Below are 16304 nucleotides of genomic sequence, written 5' to 3'. Positions count from 1 at the left end.
TGGATGGGTTTCAGCGGCTGATGGCGACGTGCTTGGCGTCGCCGAAGGAGTCGGCACCGGAGATGACGATCTTGTCGCCCTCCTTCAGGCCGTCGAGGATTTCGACCTTGTCGATGCTGCTGGCACCGACGCGGATGTCGCGGCGATCGGCCATGCCGTCGTTGACGACGTAGGCATAGCGGCCCGCGCTCTCGTCGACGAAGGAGCCTCGCTGCACCGTGAGCACGTTGTCGCGGCTATCGAGCAGCACGCGCACCGACAGGCGCTGGCTCTGGCGCAGTTGCTGCGGCGTGGTGCCGTCGAAGCGCAGGCGCGCGGCGACTTCGCCGTTGACCACTTCCGGCGACACCGCGCTCACCTTGCCCTTCCACTGCTTGCCGTTGCCGCTGATCTCGCCCGGCATGCCGATGGCGAGGTCGCGAGCGAAGCTTTCGGGCACCTTCATCTCCACTTCCAGCGCCGAGAGGTCGATGACGCTGAGCAGCTGCGCGTCTTTCGCCACGGTGGCGCGTTCGGCGATGAAGAGCTGACCGACCTGGCCGTCCACCGGCGACTTCACGTTGAGGTCGTCCACCTGGCGCTCGAGGTCCTGCACCATCAGCACCTGGCGATCGTGGGCCAGCTTCTTCGCCTTCACGTCGAAGGTAAGGCTGTCGTTGTCCATCGCCAGGTCGGACTTGGCATGCTTCTGGGTGATCGCCGCCTTGTCCAGCGCCGACTTGGCCTTGTCCACGTCGGCCACCGGCACGGCGCCCTTGTCGAAGGCGGTCTGGTAGCGCTTCAGGTCACGCTCGGCGGCGGTCTGGTCGATCACCGAGTTATCGAAATTCTTCTGCAGTTCGTTGCGCTTCTTCGTCGCATCGACCTGCGCGCGCAGGTATTCCACCTGCATCGCATCGGCGTTGGATTTCTCCTGCGCCAGCTTGTTGGTCAGCTCCGGACTGGACACCACGGCGAGCACCTGGCCCTTCTTCACCACGTCGCCGGCATGCACCTGCAGCACCACCGCGCCGCCGTAGGGCGCGTACAGCGTGGGACTGACGGCGGCGACCACCTTGCCCTCGGCGGCGATGTCGCGCACGAAGGTGCCGCGGGTCACGGTGCCGAACGACAGCCGAGAGGCGCTGACCGAGGAATCGGCCGAGAACATCGTCGATACCTTCGGCGCCACGAAAGCGAGAACGGCCACCGCCGCCACCGCGCCGCCGATAAGCATCAGCTTGCGGTGACGGCCGGCTTTGACTTCGACGATGCGGTCCTGGGCGGAGGTGTCGCGGATCATGGTGTGGTTCCCCGGTTTGCTTGCCGAGTAACAAGGCAAGCCCCGTGCCAACGCCGCGATCCCTATATATGGCGGTCACTTACGCGATAGATGATGGAACCGGCGAGTTGTCCGCGGACAGATTGCCCGGACAGTGACCGGGTGGCCGGACGCCTTTGCGGGATGGCTTGCCGCCGGGTCACCCGCCGATGGCGATGGATTCGGAAACGGCGATATCCCTGGCCACGCCCCGCCCGAGGACGGAAATGCACGCGTCGGTCGCGCTAAGCATGTCGAAGCCGGCGAGGCGGCGTCGGGAAAAGCTGAGCACGCGGGCACGGCAACCGCGCAGCCACTCGCGATCCAGCAGGTGACGCGGCGGCGCATCGATGGGCAGCGCATCCACGAAGAGGCCATCCCAGGCGAGATAGTCGGTATCGGGCAGCAGGTAGATGCGGGCGAGCGTATCGCCATCCGCGCCGATGCAATCGATCCACTCGCGTGGCCCCTCGCAGGTCACCGCACAGGTCACGCCGACATACCGCGTGGACAGCAGCGGCGCGAGGTCGGTGGATTCGACCAGGCAGCCCGGGGATGTCGGCAGGTTTGCTTGGCAGGAGACCGGGAGCGGGGCGAGATAGAGCACCCCTCCGAGCTGGCCGAGCCCTTCGACGAGCGTGCGCGGCGTGATGGCCAGCCATCGCACGGTGGAGGTGGAACGGGCGCGCGAGTGCACGCCGAAGGATGCGAGCCAGCCGAACATGGGCGTCTCCTGGGCGAAAGACCGAAGAGGAGGCCTGGCTGGGCCGCGGGGAGGGGCGGCGTGGCTTGGCGTCGGGGAGACCGAGTTACTTGGTGAGGATCAGCTTGTCGTTGCGGGTGAGGCGCAGGTGGTATTCGGCGCCCTGGTGCTCGATGACCAGTTCGCGCGAACCGTCGAGGAGGCGCTGGCTCTCGATGCGGCGGGCGGCGACGGGCGCGGGACGCAACGGCACGACCTTGTCGCGGCCGTGGGCTTCGGAACGGGCAGGCGTGGTGACGAGCATGGCTGTGACTCCGCGTTTGGGGGTGCGGAGTTGATGATAATGATTCTCAATTACTCGTCAAGGGCATCGCTTTCCGGCTACCCGACGGGAGCCGACGCCGTCAGTTCCTCGACCGCCTGCATCCCCACCAACTCGGCCTCGATGCCTTCCAGGTCCGGAATCACCGCCATGTCGTCCCTCACCAGCACCTGTGCCTTTACCCCGAACGGCAGGTCGCTGCCGTCGTGCGTGGGCAGGAGCAGCTCGGCGTTGAGCGTGGTCAGGCGCGGGAAGCCATGGGTGAGCACGGCCAGGTACGGCATGTCCGGCCGGTTGCCGATGGCCTTGAGCACCGCGACGCGGGCGGCCTGTGCCGGCGCGTCGGCCGGCAGCGGCGCCACGTGGTCGAAACCGATCAGCGGGATGTGCCAGCCGCGCCATTCGATGCGGCCGCGCAGCCAGACCGGCGCGTCGTCCACGGGCACGACGCCGGCCAGGGTGATCACTTCGGCCACCGCCGCGTTCGGCAACAGCAATCGCACGCCCGCGCTGGGAATCAGCACGCAGCGGATTTCGCGAGGTAGCGGCTCGCCTATGCTCATGGGAATTCCTCGGTGAGTTTGCGCGCCAGAGCGTCCACGTCGCCCGCGTAACCGGCCACGCGCTCCTCGCGCACGCCGGCCACCATGTGGCCGGCTTCCTGTTCGACCGGAACGGTCTCCACCCATACGCGGCCGCCGGCGTCGTACACGGCCTGCGAACCGGCCACGGCATCGTTGCCCCGGCCGGCGAAGACGATGGCCAGCGCGTCGGTGCCGAAGCCACCCGCCAGCGTGCTGAGCACGCCGTCGATGGAGGGGCCGCCGGCGTCCTCGTCACGCACCGTGACGCTGCCGTCGCGGCGAATCTGGACGCGCCTGCCATGCGGCACCACCAGCACGTCGCCATGTCCCGCATGCTCACCCTGGCGCGCCACGCGACCACGGCCCAGGCGCGTGGCGAAGTCCTCGCTGTCGCCATCATGATGGGCCACGACGAGCAGCACCGCGGGCAGGCTGTCGGACACCTTCGCGAGGAAGCCGGCGATGGCCGGTTCGCTTTCGCGCGCGCCGGCCAGGGCCACCACGCGGCGTACCGCGCGCGAGCTGCCCTCGAGGAACATCTCGTGGGAATAGTCGCCCTTGCGCTGGACGACCGGCGCGACGGCCTCTTCCATCGACACCAGTTCGAGCGTGAGCCCCGGCTCGATGCCCGAGGTGCCGTCGTCCACCACGTCGTGGGCGAGGAATTCGGCGGCGCTTAGCGTCTCGATGCCGAACTCGGACGGCGCGGCGCGCGGCGCCAGCGGCTCGGCAGCGACGGTGTCGTGGTCGAGCAGGTCCCACTCGGGCACCGGCGGCGGCACGTATTCCGTCGAGCGTCCTTCGATCTGCAGGGTGGGCGCGTCCTCCGGCGGCACGCCGGGCGCGCCGTCGAGCGATTCGAGGCTGAAGCCGCTGAGATCGAACTGGCGCAGTTCGGGCGTGACAGGAGGCGCCGGCGGCGCTTCGTCCACCACCTCGAACGACGACAGGCCGAGCGAGGCGAGTTCGTTGAGTTCCACCGGATGCGAAGGCACGTCTTCCAGCATGCCGGCGTCGAGCGGGGCGGCGTCGTTTTCGGCGAGCAGCGCCTCGAGCTCGGCGGCCAGTTCGGCCGGATCGGCACCCTCCCCGTCCTCGTCGGACACGGGCTGCGGCGCCGAGAACACCAATTCGTCGGCGACGTCGTCCACGATGCCCACCGTCTCGGGAGGGGCGTCGGAAACCGTCAGAGGCCCCAACGGATAACCATGGCTGCCGGTGATGGCGAGCTCGCCGTCGAGCGGCACCACGAAGCGCTCTTCCGCCGGCGCGGATACGCCGGCGATGGCCTCGATGCGCGGCTCGATGGCGCGTGCATCGTCGGGACGCGGTGGATCGAGCACGTCGCCGCCCACCAGCTTGGCCGCGAGGTGGCGAGCCCAGCGAGCACGGTCCCATCCCTGGAGGTGGCGGCTCGCGTCCGCGTCGTTGAACACCAGGCGCGGCGAACCACCTTCGACGATGTCGTAGAGGCGGTCCAGGTCGGCGTCGCTGGGATCGTCGAGGTCGACCACCACCACGTCGGCCGACGAGCCGACCAGTTCGGCGGGAGCGAACGCCGCGAGGTCCGATTCGTAAACGATGCGCGCCCCCTGCGCGACGAGCGCTTCGCGCAGGTGTGCGGAAAGACCGGCGTCGTCGAACAGCAACGCGACCGCCGTGGTGCCGTCAGCCATGGTGCGCTCCGAGCAGGTCGTTGATCTGCACGATGAGGTCGTTCTCCTGGTACGGCTTGCCGATGTAGCGCTTCACGCCGATGTCGAAGGCGCGCTGGCGATGTTTGTCGCCGGTGCGCGACGTGATCATGATGACCGGTACCTCGGCGAGGCGATCTTCCGCCTTCATCGCGGTGGCGAGCTCATAGCCGTCCATGCGGGGCATCTCGATGTCGAGCAGCATGAGATCGGGCACGCGCTCGTTGAGTTTTTCCAGCGCGTCCACGCCGTCCTTCGCCGTCATCACCTCGAAGCCGTGGCGTTCGAGCACGCGGCCGGTGACCTTGCGCATGGTGATCGAGTCGTCCACCACCATCACCAGCGGTTTCACGCGCACTTCGTCCTGCGCGCGCGGCGCTTGCGGGCGCGCGGCTTCGGCCTCGAAGGCCTGGCGGGCCACGCCGTGGCGAACCAGAGGTGCGAGATCGAGGATGACCAGCACGGAGCCGTCGCCCATGATCGTGGCACCCAGCACGCCGGGCACCGAACTCACCTGCGGGCCCACCGGCTTGACGACGATTTCGCGCGAACCGAGCACGGCATCGACGCGGATCGCGGCGCGGAGGTCGCCGGCGCGGACGATCAGCAGCGGAACGTCGCCTTCTTCCATCGACGAAAGCGCGTGCACGCCGAGCAGGCGCGGCAGGTCGTGGATGACGTAATCCTCGCCGGAATATTCGATCGAGGGATGCTCGTCGGCCATGCGATGCGCCAGCTCGTTCGGCTCGACGTGCGCCACGCCATGCACCGAGGTCATCGGGATGGCGAAACTGGTTTCGCCGATGCGCACGATCAGGGCCTGGGTCACCGCGAGGGTGAACGGCAGGCGCATCACGAAGGTGGTGCCTTCGCCCTGCCTCGACTCGATGGCGAGCGTGCCGCCGAGCTGCTTGATCTCGTTGGCGACCACGTCCATGCCGACGCCGCGGCCGGCCACCTGGGTGACCTTTTCCGCCGTGGAGAAGCCGGGCACCTGGGTGAGCTGGTAGATCTGCTCGTCGGACACGCGCGCGTCCGCGCGCAGCAGGCCGCGGTCGATCGCCTTGGCGCGGATCGCGTCGCGATCCATGCCGGCGCCGTCGTCGGACAGCCGCACCACGATTTCCGTGGCCTCGCGGGCCACGCGGATGCGTACGGTGCCTTCGGGGTTCTTGCCGGCGGCTTCGCGCGCCTCGGGCGATTCGATGCCGTGGGCCACCGCGTTGCGCAGCATGTGCTCGAAGGGCGCCTTGATGCGCTCGAGCATGTTGCGGTCCATTTCGCCGTTGGCGCCCTCCACCACCAGCTGCGCGCGCTTGCCCACGTCCGAAGCCGCCTGGCGCAGCGTGCGGCGCAGGTTCGGCACCATGGCGTCGAACGGCAGCATGCGCGTCTGCATGAGGCCTTCCTGCAGCTCGGCATTGACCCGCTGCTGCTGGAGCAGGAGGTTTTCCGACTGGCGGGTGAGGTCGTCGAGGATGGTCTGCAGCGACACCAGGTCGGAGACCGACTCGGCCAGCGCGCGGGAGTACTGCTGCAACTGCGAAAAACGGTCGAGCTCGAGCGGGTCGAAGGTCGACGCGTTGTCGCGATGTTCCTGGTGGTAACGCGCGATGATCTGCGTCTCGGTTTCGATTTCCAGCATGCGCAGCTGGCTGCGCAGGCGGTCCACCGTCTGCTCGTGCTCGGTCAGCGCGGCACGGAAGCTCGCGGTCTGCTGTTCCAGGCGCGAACGGTAGATGGACACCTCGCCGGCGTGGTTCACCAGCGTGTCGAGCATGTCCGCGCGCACGCGGATCTGTTCCTGCGTGCCGCGCTGGAGGTCTTCTTCCTCGAACTCGGGCAGCAGTTCGGGGAGTTCGCGGACCGGGAGGACCGGCTCGCGTTCTTCGCGATAGCTCTCGGCGGTGAGCGTGTCCGGGGCGATGGGGGCGCCCGCGAGGCGTGCGAACGGTTCGATGTCGGCGTCGGTCAGCGCGATCGGTTGGCCCTGGGCGATGGACTGCACCATCCCGTGCAGGCGATCGAAGCCCGTTTCCATCGCCTCGATGCCGGCCCGGTCGCTCGAACGCTGGCCACCGGCCACGGCATCGAGCAGGGTTTCCATCGCATGCGCGAGGTCGCCCACCGGCGCCATGCCGGCCATGCGCGCGCTGCCCTTGAGCGTGTGCAGGTCGCGCTGCAACGCGGCCACGTGCTCGGCCTGCTGCGGTTCGGCACGCCAGGCGGCAAGCGCGCCGTCGGCATGGTCGAGGATCTCGCGTCCTTCCTCGACGAAGACCTCGAGCAGGTCGGGATCGATGTCGGCGTAGGGCGAGAGTTCGGGGATCAGGGCGGTTTCGTGTTCGATGTGCGGCTCCGCCACCGAACTTGCCGAGACCGAATCCGTGGGAGCCTCCCCTGTCGGCGATTCGGGCGTTTCGGACGCCTCGTCGTCGATGGAATCGAAGCCCGCCGGATGCTCGAACACGACCTCCGCGGCCTCGGACGACACCGCGTCACCGTCGCCGACAGGGTCGGCTTCCACGGGGGATTCCGCATCGCCGGACGTCTCGAGACGGGGTTCCGACGGCTCGACCAGGCCGTCGTCGACGTGCAACACCTCGCCGTCGTGCGACATCGGCTGCGGCAGCGGCTCGGCATCGACGAGCAGGCGCCACTTCGCTTCCTCGGCGGCGTCGAATTCGAGGATCGGCTTGACCTCGCCCTCGGCGGGCGCTGCCGGGGCGTCATCGTACGCAGCGAGGAAATCGGCCGTGAGGTCGCCCTCGGCGAGCAGGCTTTCCAGCGTCGGCAGGTCGACCGGCGGGAGGTCGTCGTCCACCGGCGGTTGCGCGTCGTGGGCAGCCAGCTCGTCGGCCAGCATGGCTTCGAAGGCGGGATCGAGGGGAATGTCTGTCGAAGCGTCCTCGAAAGGTTCGATCTCCTCCGCCGCCTGTTCGAACGGAACGGCGGCATCGTCATCGACGGCGTCGGCTCCCACGAAAGCGCGGTCCTCGCCGTCCAGCGGCAGCGGATCGGGTTCGTAGAGGATGTGCGCGACCGTGGCTTCGGGCTGCTCGTCGCGGAGGGCGGCGATGTGCGCGGCCAGGGCCGACACGTCGGGTACGGTCGGTTCGGGCACGTCGAACAGGCCCATCACGTGGTCGACCAGGTCGGCCGCGTCGCGCAGGGCCCGCACGCCGTCGCGACGCAGCGGCTCGCCCGACGCGCGAACGCGTTTGATGAGGCCTTCCAACGGTGCCAGCACCTGGATGAGCATGGGGATGTCCACCATGCCGATGGCGCCGTGCAAGGTATGCACCGCGCGCAGCAGGCCGTCGTCCACCGGCAGTTCGCCCTCGCCCGCCCGGGCGAGGTTGGCGCGGATCACGGTGAGGTATTGGCCGACCTCGGTGCGCAGGATGTCCAGCAGCACCGCATCCACCGGCGGCAACGCCGGTGCGGCGTACGGCGTCTCGACCGCCGGTTCCGGCACGGACGCGGGGGCCTGGCCGTAGGAAGCGAACGCGGCGGTCGGCACGGCGGCGATGGTGTCGCGCGGCACGCGGCGTTTCACGCGCGTGCGCACCGTATGCACCGAATGTTTCGCCACGTCTTCGACGAAGGCGTTATCGCCCATCGCGACGCGATCGGCGGTTTCCATGATCGCGGCGATCGGCGCGGACGGTGCGCCGGCGCCTTCGAGCGCGGCCTTCAGTTCGGGCAGCGCGGCCACCGCATGGCGGACCAGCGCCTGCACGCCTTCGTGCGGCCCGATGGTGCCGTCGAGCACACGGTTGAGCATGTTCTCCACTTTCCAGGAGAACTCGCCCAGGAGGCGTGCGCCGACGAGACGGCCGGAGCCCTTCAGCGTGTGGAACGACCGGCGGATCGGCACCATCGCCTCGGCCTTTTCCGGGTCGGCGAACCAAGGGGCCAGCGCGGCGGTGAGGTTGTCGATCTCTTCCTGGGTTTCTTCCAGGAAGATCTCGCGGATCTCGTCGTCGATGCCGTCGACGGTGATCTGGAACCCGGCGAACTCGGCCATGCCGTGGCCGCCGACTTCCTGCTCGATCTCTTCCTCGATCTCGACCCAGTCTTCCTCGACGGCGGGTCCGGACTCCGCCTCGGGCTCGGGCTCGGGCGCGGCGGCCGCTTCGGCTTCCACTTCCGCGTCGGTGGGCGGCTCGTCGATCAGGTCGAAGCTGTCGGCGAAGCTGGAAACGGTTTCGCCGTCGTCTTCGCTCGTGGACGGGACGGCGATGTGTTCGATCGCCGCCGTCTCGATGTCTTCGAGGGCCTCGGCGCCGAGCGCTTCGTGCGCGGGCTCCGACGCTTCCGGTTCCTGCGTCGAGGGCAGCGGCCAGTAGCCGAGTTCGGCGAGGCTCTGCTGGGTGACGTCGAGGATGTGCTCCAGGCCACCGCGATGCTCGCGCGCGGCCTCGAGGTAATACTCCAGCGCCGCCAGGGCGTCGGCGAGGCGGTCCATCTGCGTGCCGTTGGGCACGCGGCGGTCGCCCAGCAACTCGCGATGGATGAACAGGCCGACGCCGTCGGCCAGTTCGGCGGGACGGTTGGCGCCGAGCATGCGCATGGCGCCGCCGATCTCGCCCATGAGTTCGGGCGTGCCGTCGAGCTGGGCATGGTTCCACGACGATTCGACGAAGGCGACGATGGCGTCCTTCACCTTCGAGGTGTTCGCCGTGGCCTCGCGCATCAGGGTGGACAGGATCTGGCGCGCCTCGCTGCGCGGCAACGGCGACGGTCCGCCGTCGGCGGCCAGGGTTTCCCCTTCGGCGCCGAGACGGTCGATGTGGTCGTCGAGCGAGGCTTCGACGTAAAGCAGCGCGCCGGCCACGTCGAGCAACGATTCCTCGTCGGGCGAGCGGGTGCCCGCGGCGATCTCGCCGAGGATGAGGCGCTGTTCGCCCACCACGCGGCGAGGCACGCCGAGCGCCAGCATGCCGAGCGTGTCGCCCACCCGTTCGAGGATGTCGGCCTGCGGTCCGAGCTGCGCCGGATCGCCGTCATGGCGGCGCAGGAACAGGTCGAGCGACTCCTTCACGCGCAGCAGGTCTTCCTTGATCGCCGCCGACACGGTGTCGAGCAGCGCACGGTTGTGGCCGGACATCGACCCGCGTGCGTGTTCCAGTTCGGATTCGCGGGGCAACAGCCCTTCGAGGCGGTAGGTGTTGCGCAGTTCGTCGATGCGCTCGCTGCCCGGGCGGGCCTGGGCGACGTAATAGAGCAGCTTGCGGGCGAGGTCCTCGGCGTCACCGCCCAGCAACGCATCCTCGCCGCGGTCGAGCAGTTCGCGGATGGAACGGTCGACGCGCCCGATGAGCTGGCGCACGTCTTTCTCGTGGCCGCGAAGCACGCCGCGCTCCAGGCCTTCGAGCACGCCGGCGGCGATCCACCACAAGCGGCGGCCGGCGATGCTGTAGCAGCGCGCGGCGATGCCATCGAGCGTGGCGCGCATGCCGAGCAACTGGCGTTCGCCGCCCTGCCCGCGGAACCAGGCCAGCAGCTGCTGCTGGAAGCGCAGGCGCAGTTCGGCGATCTCGCCCTGCGCGGCTTCGGCGGCGGCCGGGTCGTCGGCACCGGGCGCGCCCAGAGGCAGGGGAGCGTCGAGGTTGGGCGTGAACAGGGCAGACTCGTGCAACGACTGCTCGCCACGGCTGGCGCGCAGGTCGTTGAGCAGGGGCAACAGCACGATGGGCACGTCGCGGTGGCCGCTCTGCAGGCGCTCGAGGTAGTCGGGCATCTGCATCATGCCGCGCATGAGCGCGGCATAGGCGTCGTCGCGCTGGGCCACGTCGCCGTCGATCAACGCGGCGACCAGGGCTTCCATTTCGCCCACCACCATCGCGGCGCCGTAGAGCTCCACCATGCGCAGCGTGCCGTGCACCTGGTGCAGGTCGGCGGCGCAGGTGTGCATGACGTAGGCGTCGCGGGGGTCCTCGACGTAGGACTCGAGCGCTTGCCGCGCCTTGGCCAGGGCGTCGTCGAGCTCGGCCTTGACCCAGTGCAGCGTGGTGAAATCGGTGTGGTCGTTGAGTCTCACTGCATCAACCCGGCAGCTTGAAGTTCGCGACGGACAGGCGAAGGTCGTTCGCCAGTTGCGCGAGGTTGCCGATCGATTCGGCCGTCTGGCTCGCGCCCAGCGACGTTTGCGAGGTGATTTCCTGGATCACGTTCATCGTGGCCGAGGTATCCGTCGCCGCGGCCGACTGCTGGCGCGCCGCCGCGGAGATGTTCTGAATCAGCGCCGACAGGTCGTTCGACACGCGTTCGATGTCGCCCAGCGCCGTACCCGCGTCTTCCGCGAGGCGGGCACCGGCCACCACCTCGGCGGTGGTCTGTTCCATCGAGCTCACCGCTTCGTTGGTATCGGACTGAATGGTCTGCACCAGCGTCTCGATACGCTTGGTGGCGCTGGCGGAGCGTTCCGCGAGGCGCTGCACTTCGTCGGCCACCACCGCGAAACCGCGGCCGGCCTCGCCCGCCGAGGCCGCCTGGATGGCGGCGTTGAGCGCGAGGATGTTGGTCTGTTCGGCGATGTCGTTGATGAGTTCCACGATCGAGCCGATCTCCTGCGACGACTCGCCCAGGCGCTTGATGCGCTTGGAGGTTTCCTGGATCTGGTCACGGATGGAATCCATGCCCTGGATGGTCTCGCGCACCACTTCGGCTCCGCGTGACGCGATCTGCACCGAGCGCTGCGCCACGTCGGCCGATTCGGCCGAGTCCTTGGACACCGTATCCATCGAGGTGGCGATCTGGTTGATCGCCGAAGTGGCCGAGCTGATCTGCTGCGCCTGCTGCTCGGCCGCGTCGGCCAGGTGCATGGCGGTGGCCTGGGTTTCCTGGGCGGCCGCCGAGACGCGCACGGCGGTCTCGTTGATGGTGGTGACGAGGTTGCGCATCTCGTCCACCGCGGAGTTCATGGCGTCCGCGATGGCGCCGGTGATGTCCTCGGTGACCGTCGCCTTGATGGTCAGGTCGCCTTCGGCGAGCGTACCCATCTCGTCGAGCAGGCGCATGATCGCCGTCTGGTTGCGCTGGTTCAGTTCCGACGTGGTCTCGAAGCGGCGGCGCTGGTCGCGCACGAGGTTGTAGACCAGCAGCAGCGCGAAGAGCACCGCGCCGATGGCGCCGAGCAGGCCCCACCAGACGTTCGGGAACAGGCGGGTCAGCGGCAGTTTGGCGATCTGGTCGGCGGATTCGTTCGCGCGCAGGAGCACGGTCTGCGAATCGAGCGAGGCCTGGTTGCCGGCGCGCTTGACGTCCTGCAGGTTGGGCGAGGCGGCCACCAGCTGGTTCACCGGGTCGACCAGTTCGCTCCACGACGACTGCATGCCGTCGAGGATCTTGCGCGCGTTGGCGTCGCTCATCGCTCGCACGCCGCCATCGGGGTTGCCGTCGACCAGGCCCTTGAGCACCGAGCCGTAGAGCTGGGCGTCGCGCGAGAGGCCGTCGGCAGCCGACTGCGCCGCGTCGCCGCCCTGCAGGATTTCCTGCACACGGCGGATCATGCGGTCGGCCATGAGCATCCAGCGGGCGATGGTGAAGGTCTGCTCCGAGGAGGCGTTCTTCTGCTGGATGATGTTGAGCACTTCGTCGGTGCGCGCGTTGAGCAGCGGCATCTGCTTGGCGAAGAGGTCGGCGCGCTCGCCCGAGGAGAGCACGAGGTCCTGGTTGTTGAGGATCTTGCCGATGTCGGCGTCCAGCTGGTGCCAGGCGTTGGCCAGCGCGCCGATCGAGCGGCCGGCCTGGGTGGCGTTGGCGTCGGCATAGGCCGGCATGCCGGTCTTCTCGTCGCCCTTGACCAGGCGTTGCACGGCCGAGTCGATGGTGTTGCGGGTGGCCGACAGCTCGCGGAAGGAATCGCGGTTGCCGTCGGAGGCCTCCAGCGCGTACTTCGCGGTCTGCTGCGAAAGCACCTGCACCTGGGTGGTGAGCGCGATGGCCTCACGGTCTTCGCCGTTCTTGTTGTTGAGCCACCAGAAGTCGACCGACGCCAGACCGATCGCCAGGAGAAGGAACACGATGACGATCGTGTAACCGCGTTCCCGGCCCGCGCCGCTTGCTGTCGTACTCATATCCACCTCACCCAAACCTGGCCAGACGAAGCGACCCCGAACGGGGCGCCCCTCGCGTTCCCAACGCGGGACGGACCCGCGCGTATCCTGTACCGGCGTCCCGCGAGGGCCGCCGTCCCCCTACCGAGGCGCCCTAGAGCGCCGCCTGCCGGAAATCCGGCGCACGAACCAGACGGCTCATGCTGAATAGCCCGAACGACTGCTCGCCGAGCTGGATGTTCCCGGTGACGAAACGCGACAGCCTCGGATCGGACTCGTCCTCGCCCTCCCCGCGCCGGGCGTCGTCCATCGTGCGCTGGCCGAACACCTCGTCGACCAGCAGGCCCACCGTGCCGCCGTGCTGGCGCACCAGCAGCAGGCGCGTGCGCTCCGACGACGGCGTGCGCTCGTCGAACAGGAAACGGCCCAGGTCGATGGCCGGCACGAGGTTGCCGCGCACGTTGGCCACGCCCATCAGCCAGGGCTGCACGCCCGGGACGTGGGTCAGCGGCGGCACCGCGAGCAGTTCGTTGATTTCGTCGATGCCGCTGACGAACGCGCGGCGCCCGACGCGGAAACCGATGCCGCGCCACAGCCCCTCCGATTCCACGCGCTCGGGCGCGCCGGCCGAATGGGCCACGCACGCCCGCTCGTAGTGGGCGAGCAGCTCGAAGGGGGTAAGTGCCGCGTTCTCGCTCATGGAAGCCTCAGTGCGTCCGTTGCGACAGCAGACCGTTGATGGTCGAAAGCAGTTCTTTCTCGTTCACCGGCTTGGTGATGAAGGCCTTGGCCCCCTGGCGCAGGCCCCAAACGCGGTCGGTTTCCATCGATTTGGTGGTGATCATCACCACCGGCACGTCGGCGGTGGCCGGATCGCGGCTCAGCGTGCGCGTGGCCTGGAAGCCGTTCATGCCCGGCATGATCACGTCCATGATCACGAGGTCGGGCTTGCCCGCGCGGATGCGCTCGATGCCGGCCTCGGCGTTGTCGACGCTGGAAACGGAAAAGCCCGCCTTCTCCAGCAGCGTGGTGAACACGCGAACGTCGGTGGGCGAGTCGTCGATGATGAGGATATTTGCCACACGTCCCCCTGGACGTCTTTGGTCGGTTGCGTAAGTAATCAGTGGGCCGTCGCGAAACGCTGGATCGCGCCGAGGAGTTCGTCGCGGGTAAACGGCTTGGTGAGGTATTGCTCGGCACCGACGATGCGGCCGCGCGCCTTGTCGAACAGGCCGTCCTTCGACGAGAGCATGATCACCGGCGTACCGCGGAACTGCGCGTTGTTCTTGATCAGCGCGCAGGTCTGGTAGCCGTCCAGGCGCGGCATCATGATGTCCACGAAGATGATGTTGGGCTTCTGGTCGGAGATTTTCGCCAGCGCCTCGAACCCGTCCACGGCGGTGAGGACGTCGCAGCCTTCCTTCTTCAGCAGGGTCTCCGCCGTGCGTCGGATGGTTTTCGAATCGTCGATGACCATGACCTTGAGTCCGGCCAGGTCGGTACCGCGTGCGTTGTCGTTCACTACGCCCCCGTGCCACGCAAAAAACCGCAAATCCGCCGCAGGATAACCGGTTACCGCCGGTCATTCCGTGCGCCAGGTCGAAAGTCCGGCCCCGGGGACCGGCGGGCCGCTCGTGGGCCACCCTTATGCTCCGCTGTTTAAAGGTTGGTACGGGTGGCGTCAAGGAGAATTGTTCTTAAAAGGTGACGCCCCATCTAAACTGCCTGCCTCCACGAACCGGACCCACCCGCCATGTCGCTATCCGTCGCCGTCCTGATGGACCCCATCCGCGCCATCAAGATCGCCAAGGACTCCACCTTCGCCATGCTGCTGGAAGCCCAGCGCCGCGGCCACTCGCTGCTCTACATGGAGCAGGGCGACCTGGCCCTGCGCGGCGGCGAGGCCTGGGCCCGCCTGCGCCCCCTCTGGGTGAAGGACGACCCGTCCGGCTGGTTTACCCTGGGCGAGGCCGCCTGGCGCCCGCTGAGCGACGTGGACGTGGTGCTGCAACGCAAGGATCCGCCCGTCGACTCCCAGTTCGTGTACGACACCATGGTGCTGGAAGCGGCCCAGAAGGCCGGCTGCAATGTCGTGAACGACCCGCGCAGCCTGCGCGACTGCAACGAGAAGCTGTTCGCCCTGCAGTTTCCGCAGTGCATCCCGCCCACCCTGGTCGCCCGCGACCGCGACGAACTCAGGAAATTCGTCGCCGAACACGACGAGGTGGTGCTCAAGCCGCTGGACGGCATGGGCGGCCGCGGGATCTTCCGGGTGAAGGCGGGCGACGCCAACCTCAACTCCATGCTCGAGACCCTGCTCGACGGCAACAGCCAGTTCGCCATCGCGCAGAAGTACATCCCCGAGATCGTCAAGGGCGACAAGCGCATCCTGTTGATCGACGGCGAGCCGGTACCCTATGCCCTGGCCCGCATCCCGCAGGGCGACGAATTCCGCGGCAACCTGGCCGCCGGCGGCCGGGGCGAGGGCCAGGAGCTCTCCGAGCGCGACCGCTGGATCGCCGCCCAGGTAGCGCCGGAACTGCGCAAGCGCGGCCTGCGCTTCGTGGGCCTGGACGTCATCGGCGACTACCTGACCGAGATCAACGTCACATCTCCGACCGGCATCCGCGAACTGGAGAAGCAATTCGGCATTAACATCCCCGGGCTGCTGTTCGACGCGATCGAGGCCCGATGACCACACGCGCCACCGGCGCCGACCTGTTCGGCGCCACATTGCTGTTCTCGCTGCTGCTGCACGGTATCGTCATCCTCGGCATCACCTTCGAGACGGAAAAGCCCAGACCCAGCGTGCCCACGCTGGACGTCACACTCGTGGACGTGGCCAACGCCGAACAACCCGACAAGGCCGACTTCCTCGCCCAGGCCAGCAACAGCGGCGGCGGCGAGCACGACAAGGCCATGCGTCCGGCCGAGCCGGTATCCGGCCCGCTGCCCACGCCCAACGCCGGGTTGGCCCCGGAGCCGAAGGAAGCGCAGGCGCCCGCGCCGCACGAGAGCGCGCCGACCCAGCTGGTGACCACCACGGGCCGGGCATCGTTCGCCGTGGACACGCGGACGGAGCGCAGCGAACAGCCTCCGCAGCCGTTGCCGGAGTCCGACGAGGACGTGCGCCGCAAACTGGAAATGGCGAAGCTGGCCGCGGAGGTGCGCGACCAGTCCGAGGCCTACGCCAAGCGGCCGAAGAAGAAGTTCATCTCGTCCAACACCCGCGAATACGCCTATGCCGCCTACATGAAGGGCTGGGTGGATCGCGTGCAGCGCGTGGGCAACCTCAATTACCCCGACGAAGCGCGCCGTAACGGGGTCCATGGCGAGCTGGTACTCACCGTGGGACTGAACCGCGACGGCTCGATCCACAGCATCGACGTGATCAAGAGTTCGGGCCAGAAGCTGCTCGACGACGCCGCCGTGCGCATCGTGCGCCTCTCGGCGCCCTTCCCCGCCCTGCCGGCGGACAAGAACCGGGTCGACGAGCTGTACATCACGCGTACGTGGCAGTTCCTGCCCGGTAACGTGCTGCGCAACTACTGAGACACGCTGGGTTCGCCGATACGATCGGCTCCCACCCCTTCGGTAGCAAGATTTCCGCCATGTGCCTACCGGAGGGTGGGAGCCGA

At 68.2% G+C, this 16304-nt stretch carries 12 protein-coding genes; 2 read left to right on the top strand and 10 right to left on the bottom strand.

Annotated features, from left to right (window positions below; translation table 11 throughout):
• Nucleotides 1-10: 10 nt before the first annotated feature.
• From L2Y94_RS06290 to pilG, 10 genes are all read right to left on the bottom strand, one after another.
• Entirely contained in the window at nt 11-1282 is a 1272-nt protein-coding gene (locus tag L2Y94_RS06290; RefSeq protein WP_247373807.1) for an efflux RND transporter periplasmic adaptor subunit, read from the bottom strand.
• Nucleotides 1283-1460: 178 nt separating this feature from the next.
• On the bottom strand, nt 1461-2024 hold the full coding sequence (locus tag L2Y94_RS06285) for a hypothetical protein (protein ID WP_247373806.1): 564 nt from the start codon (nt 2022-2024) through the stop codon (nt 1461-1463).
• 85 nt (nt 2025-2109) lie between these two features.
• On the bottom strand, nt 2110-2307 hold the full coding sequence (gene hemP / locus L2Y94_RS06280) for a hemin uptake protein HemP (protein ID WP_144911270.1): 198 nt from the start codon (nt 2305-2307) through the stop codon (nt 2110-2112).
• A gap of 77 nt (nt 2308-2384) precedes the next feature.
• On the bottom strand, nt 2385-2888 hold the full coding sequence (locus L2Y94_RS06275) for a chemotaxis protein CheW (protein ID WP_247373805.1): 504 nt from the start codon (nt 2886-2888) through the stop codon (nt 2385-2387).
• On the bottom strand, nt 2885-4585 hold the full coding sequence (locus tag L2Y94_RS06270; RefSeq protein ID WP_247373804.1) for a chemotaxis protein CheB: 1701 nt from the start codon (nt 4583-4585) through the stop codon (nt 2885-2887). The genes L2Y94_RS06275 and L2Y94_RS06270 overlap by 4 nt, the downstream gene beginning before the upstream one ends.
• Nucleotides 4578-10649, bottom strand: coding sequence for an Hpt domain-containing protein (locus L2Y94_RS06265; protein WP_247373803.1), 6072 nt, complete (start codon nt 10647-10649; stop codon nt 4578-4580). Before L2Y94_RS06265 ends, L2Y94_RS06270 begins: the two co-directional genes overlap by 8 nt.
• Before the next feature lie 4 nt (nt 10650-10653).
• Nucleotides 10654-12687 (bottom strand): methyl-accepting chemotaxis protein, encoded by a 2034-nt coding sequence (locus tag L2Y94_RS06260; protein WP_247373802.1) that lies wholly within the window; start codon nt 12685-12687, stop codon nt 10654-10656.
• Between the two features lie 133 nt (nt 12688-12820).
• Complete coding sequence (locus L2Y94_RS06255) at nt 12821-13366, bottom strand: chemotaxis protein CheW (RefSeq protein WP_247373801.1); 546 nt, start codon at nt 13364-13366, stop codon at nt 12821-12823.
• Nucleotides 13367-13373: 7 nt separating this feature from the next.
• A complete protein-coding gene (locus L2Y94_RS06250) occupies nt 13374-13748 on the bottom strand; it encodes a response regulator (RefSeq protein ID WP_144911281.1) in 375 nt (124 codons plus the stop codon).
• A 38-nt stretch (nt 13749-13786) separates the two neighbouring features.
• Complete coding sequence (gene pilG, locus L2Y94_RS06245; protein WP_144911580.1) at nt 13787-14143, bottom strand: twitching motility response regulator PilG; 357 nt, start codon at nt 14141-14143, stop codon at nt 13787-13789.
• 276 nt (nt 14144-14419) lie between these two features.
• Here pilG and gshB point away from each other — a divergent pair, with 276 nt between their 5' ends.
• Together gshB and L2Y94_RS06235 are read left to right on the top strand one after the other, a co-directional pair.
• Entirely contained in the window at nt 14420-15361 is a 942-nt protein-coding gene (gene gshB / locus L2Y94_RS06240) for a glutathione synthase (protein WP_247373800.1), read from the top strand.
• Entirely contained in the window at nt 15358-16218 is an 861-nt protein-coding gene (locus L2Y94_RS06235) for an energy transducer TonB (protein WP_247373798.1), read from the top strand. Before gshB ends, L2Y94_RS06235 begins: the two co-directional genes overlap by 4 nt.
• Nucleotides 16219-16304: the final 86 nt, after the last annotated feature.

Source organism: Luteibacter aegosomatis, from assembly GCF_023078455.1.
GTDB classification, from domain to species: domain Bacteria; phylum Pseudomonadota; class Gammaproteobacteria; order Xanthomonadales; family Rhodanobacteraceae; genus Luteibacter; species Luteibacter aegosomatis.
The sequence above is the reverse complement of the archived record's forward strand: the minus strand, read 5'-3'. Positions and strand labels throughout refer to the sequence as shown.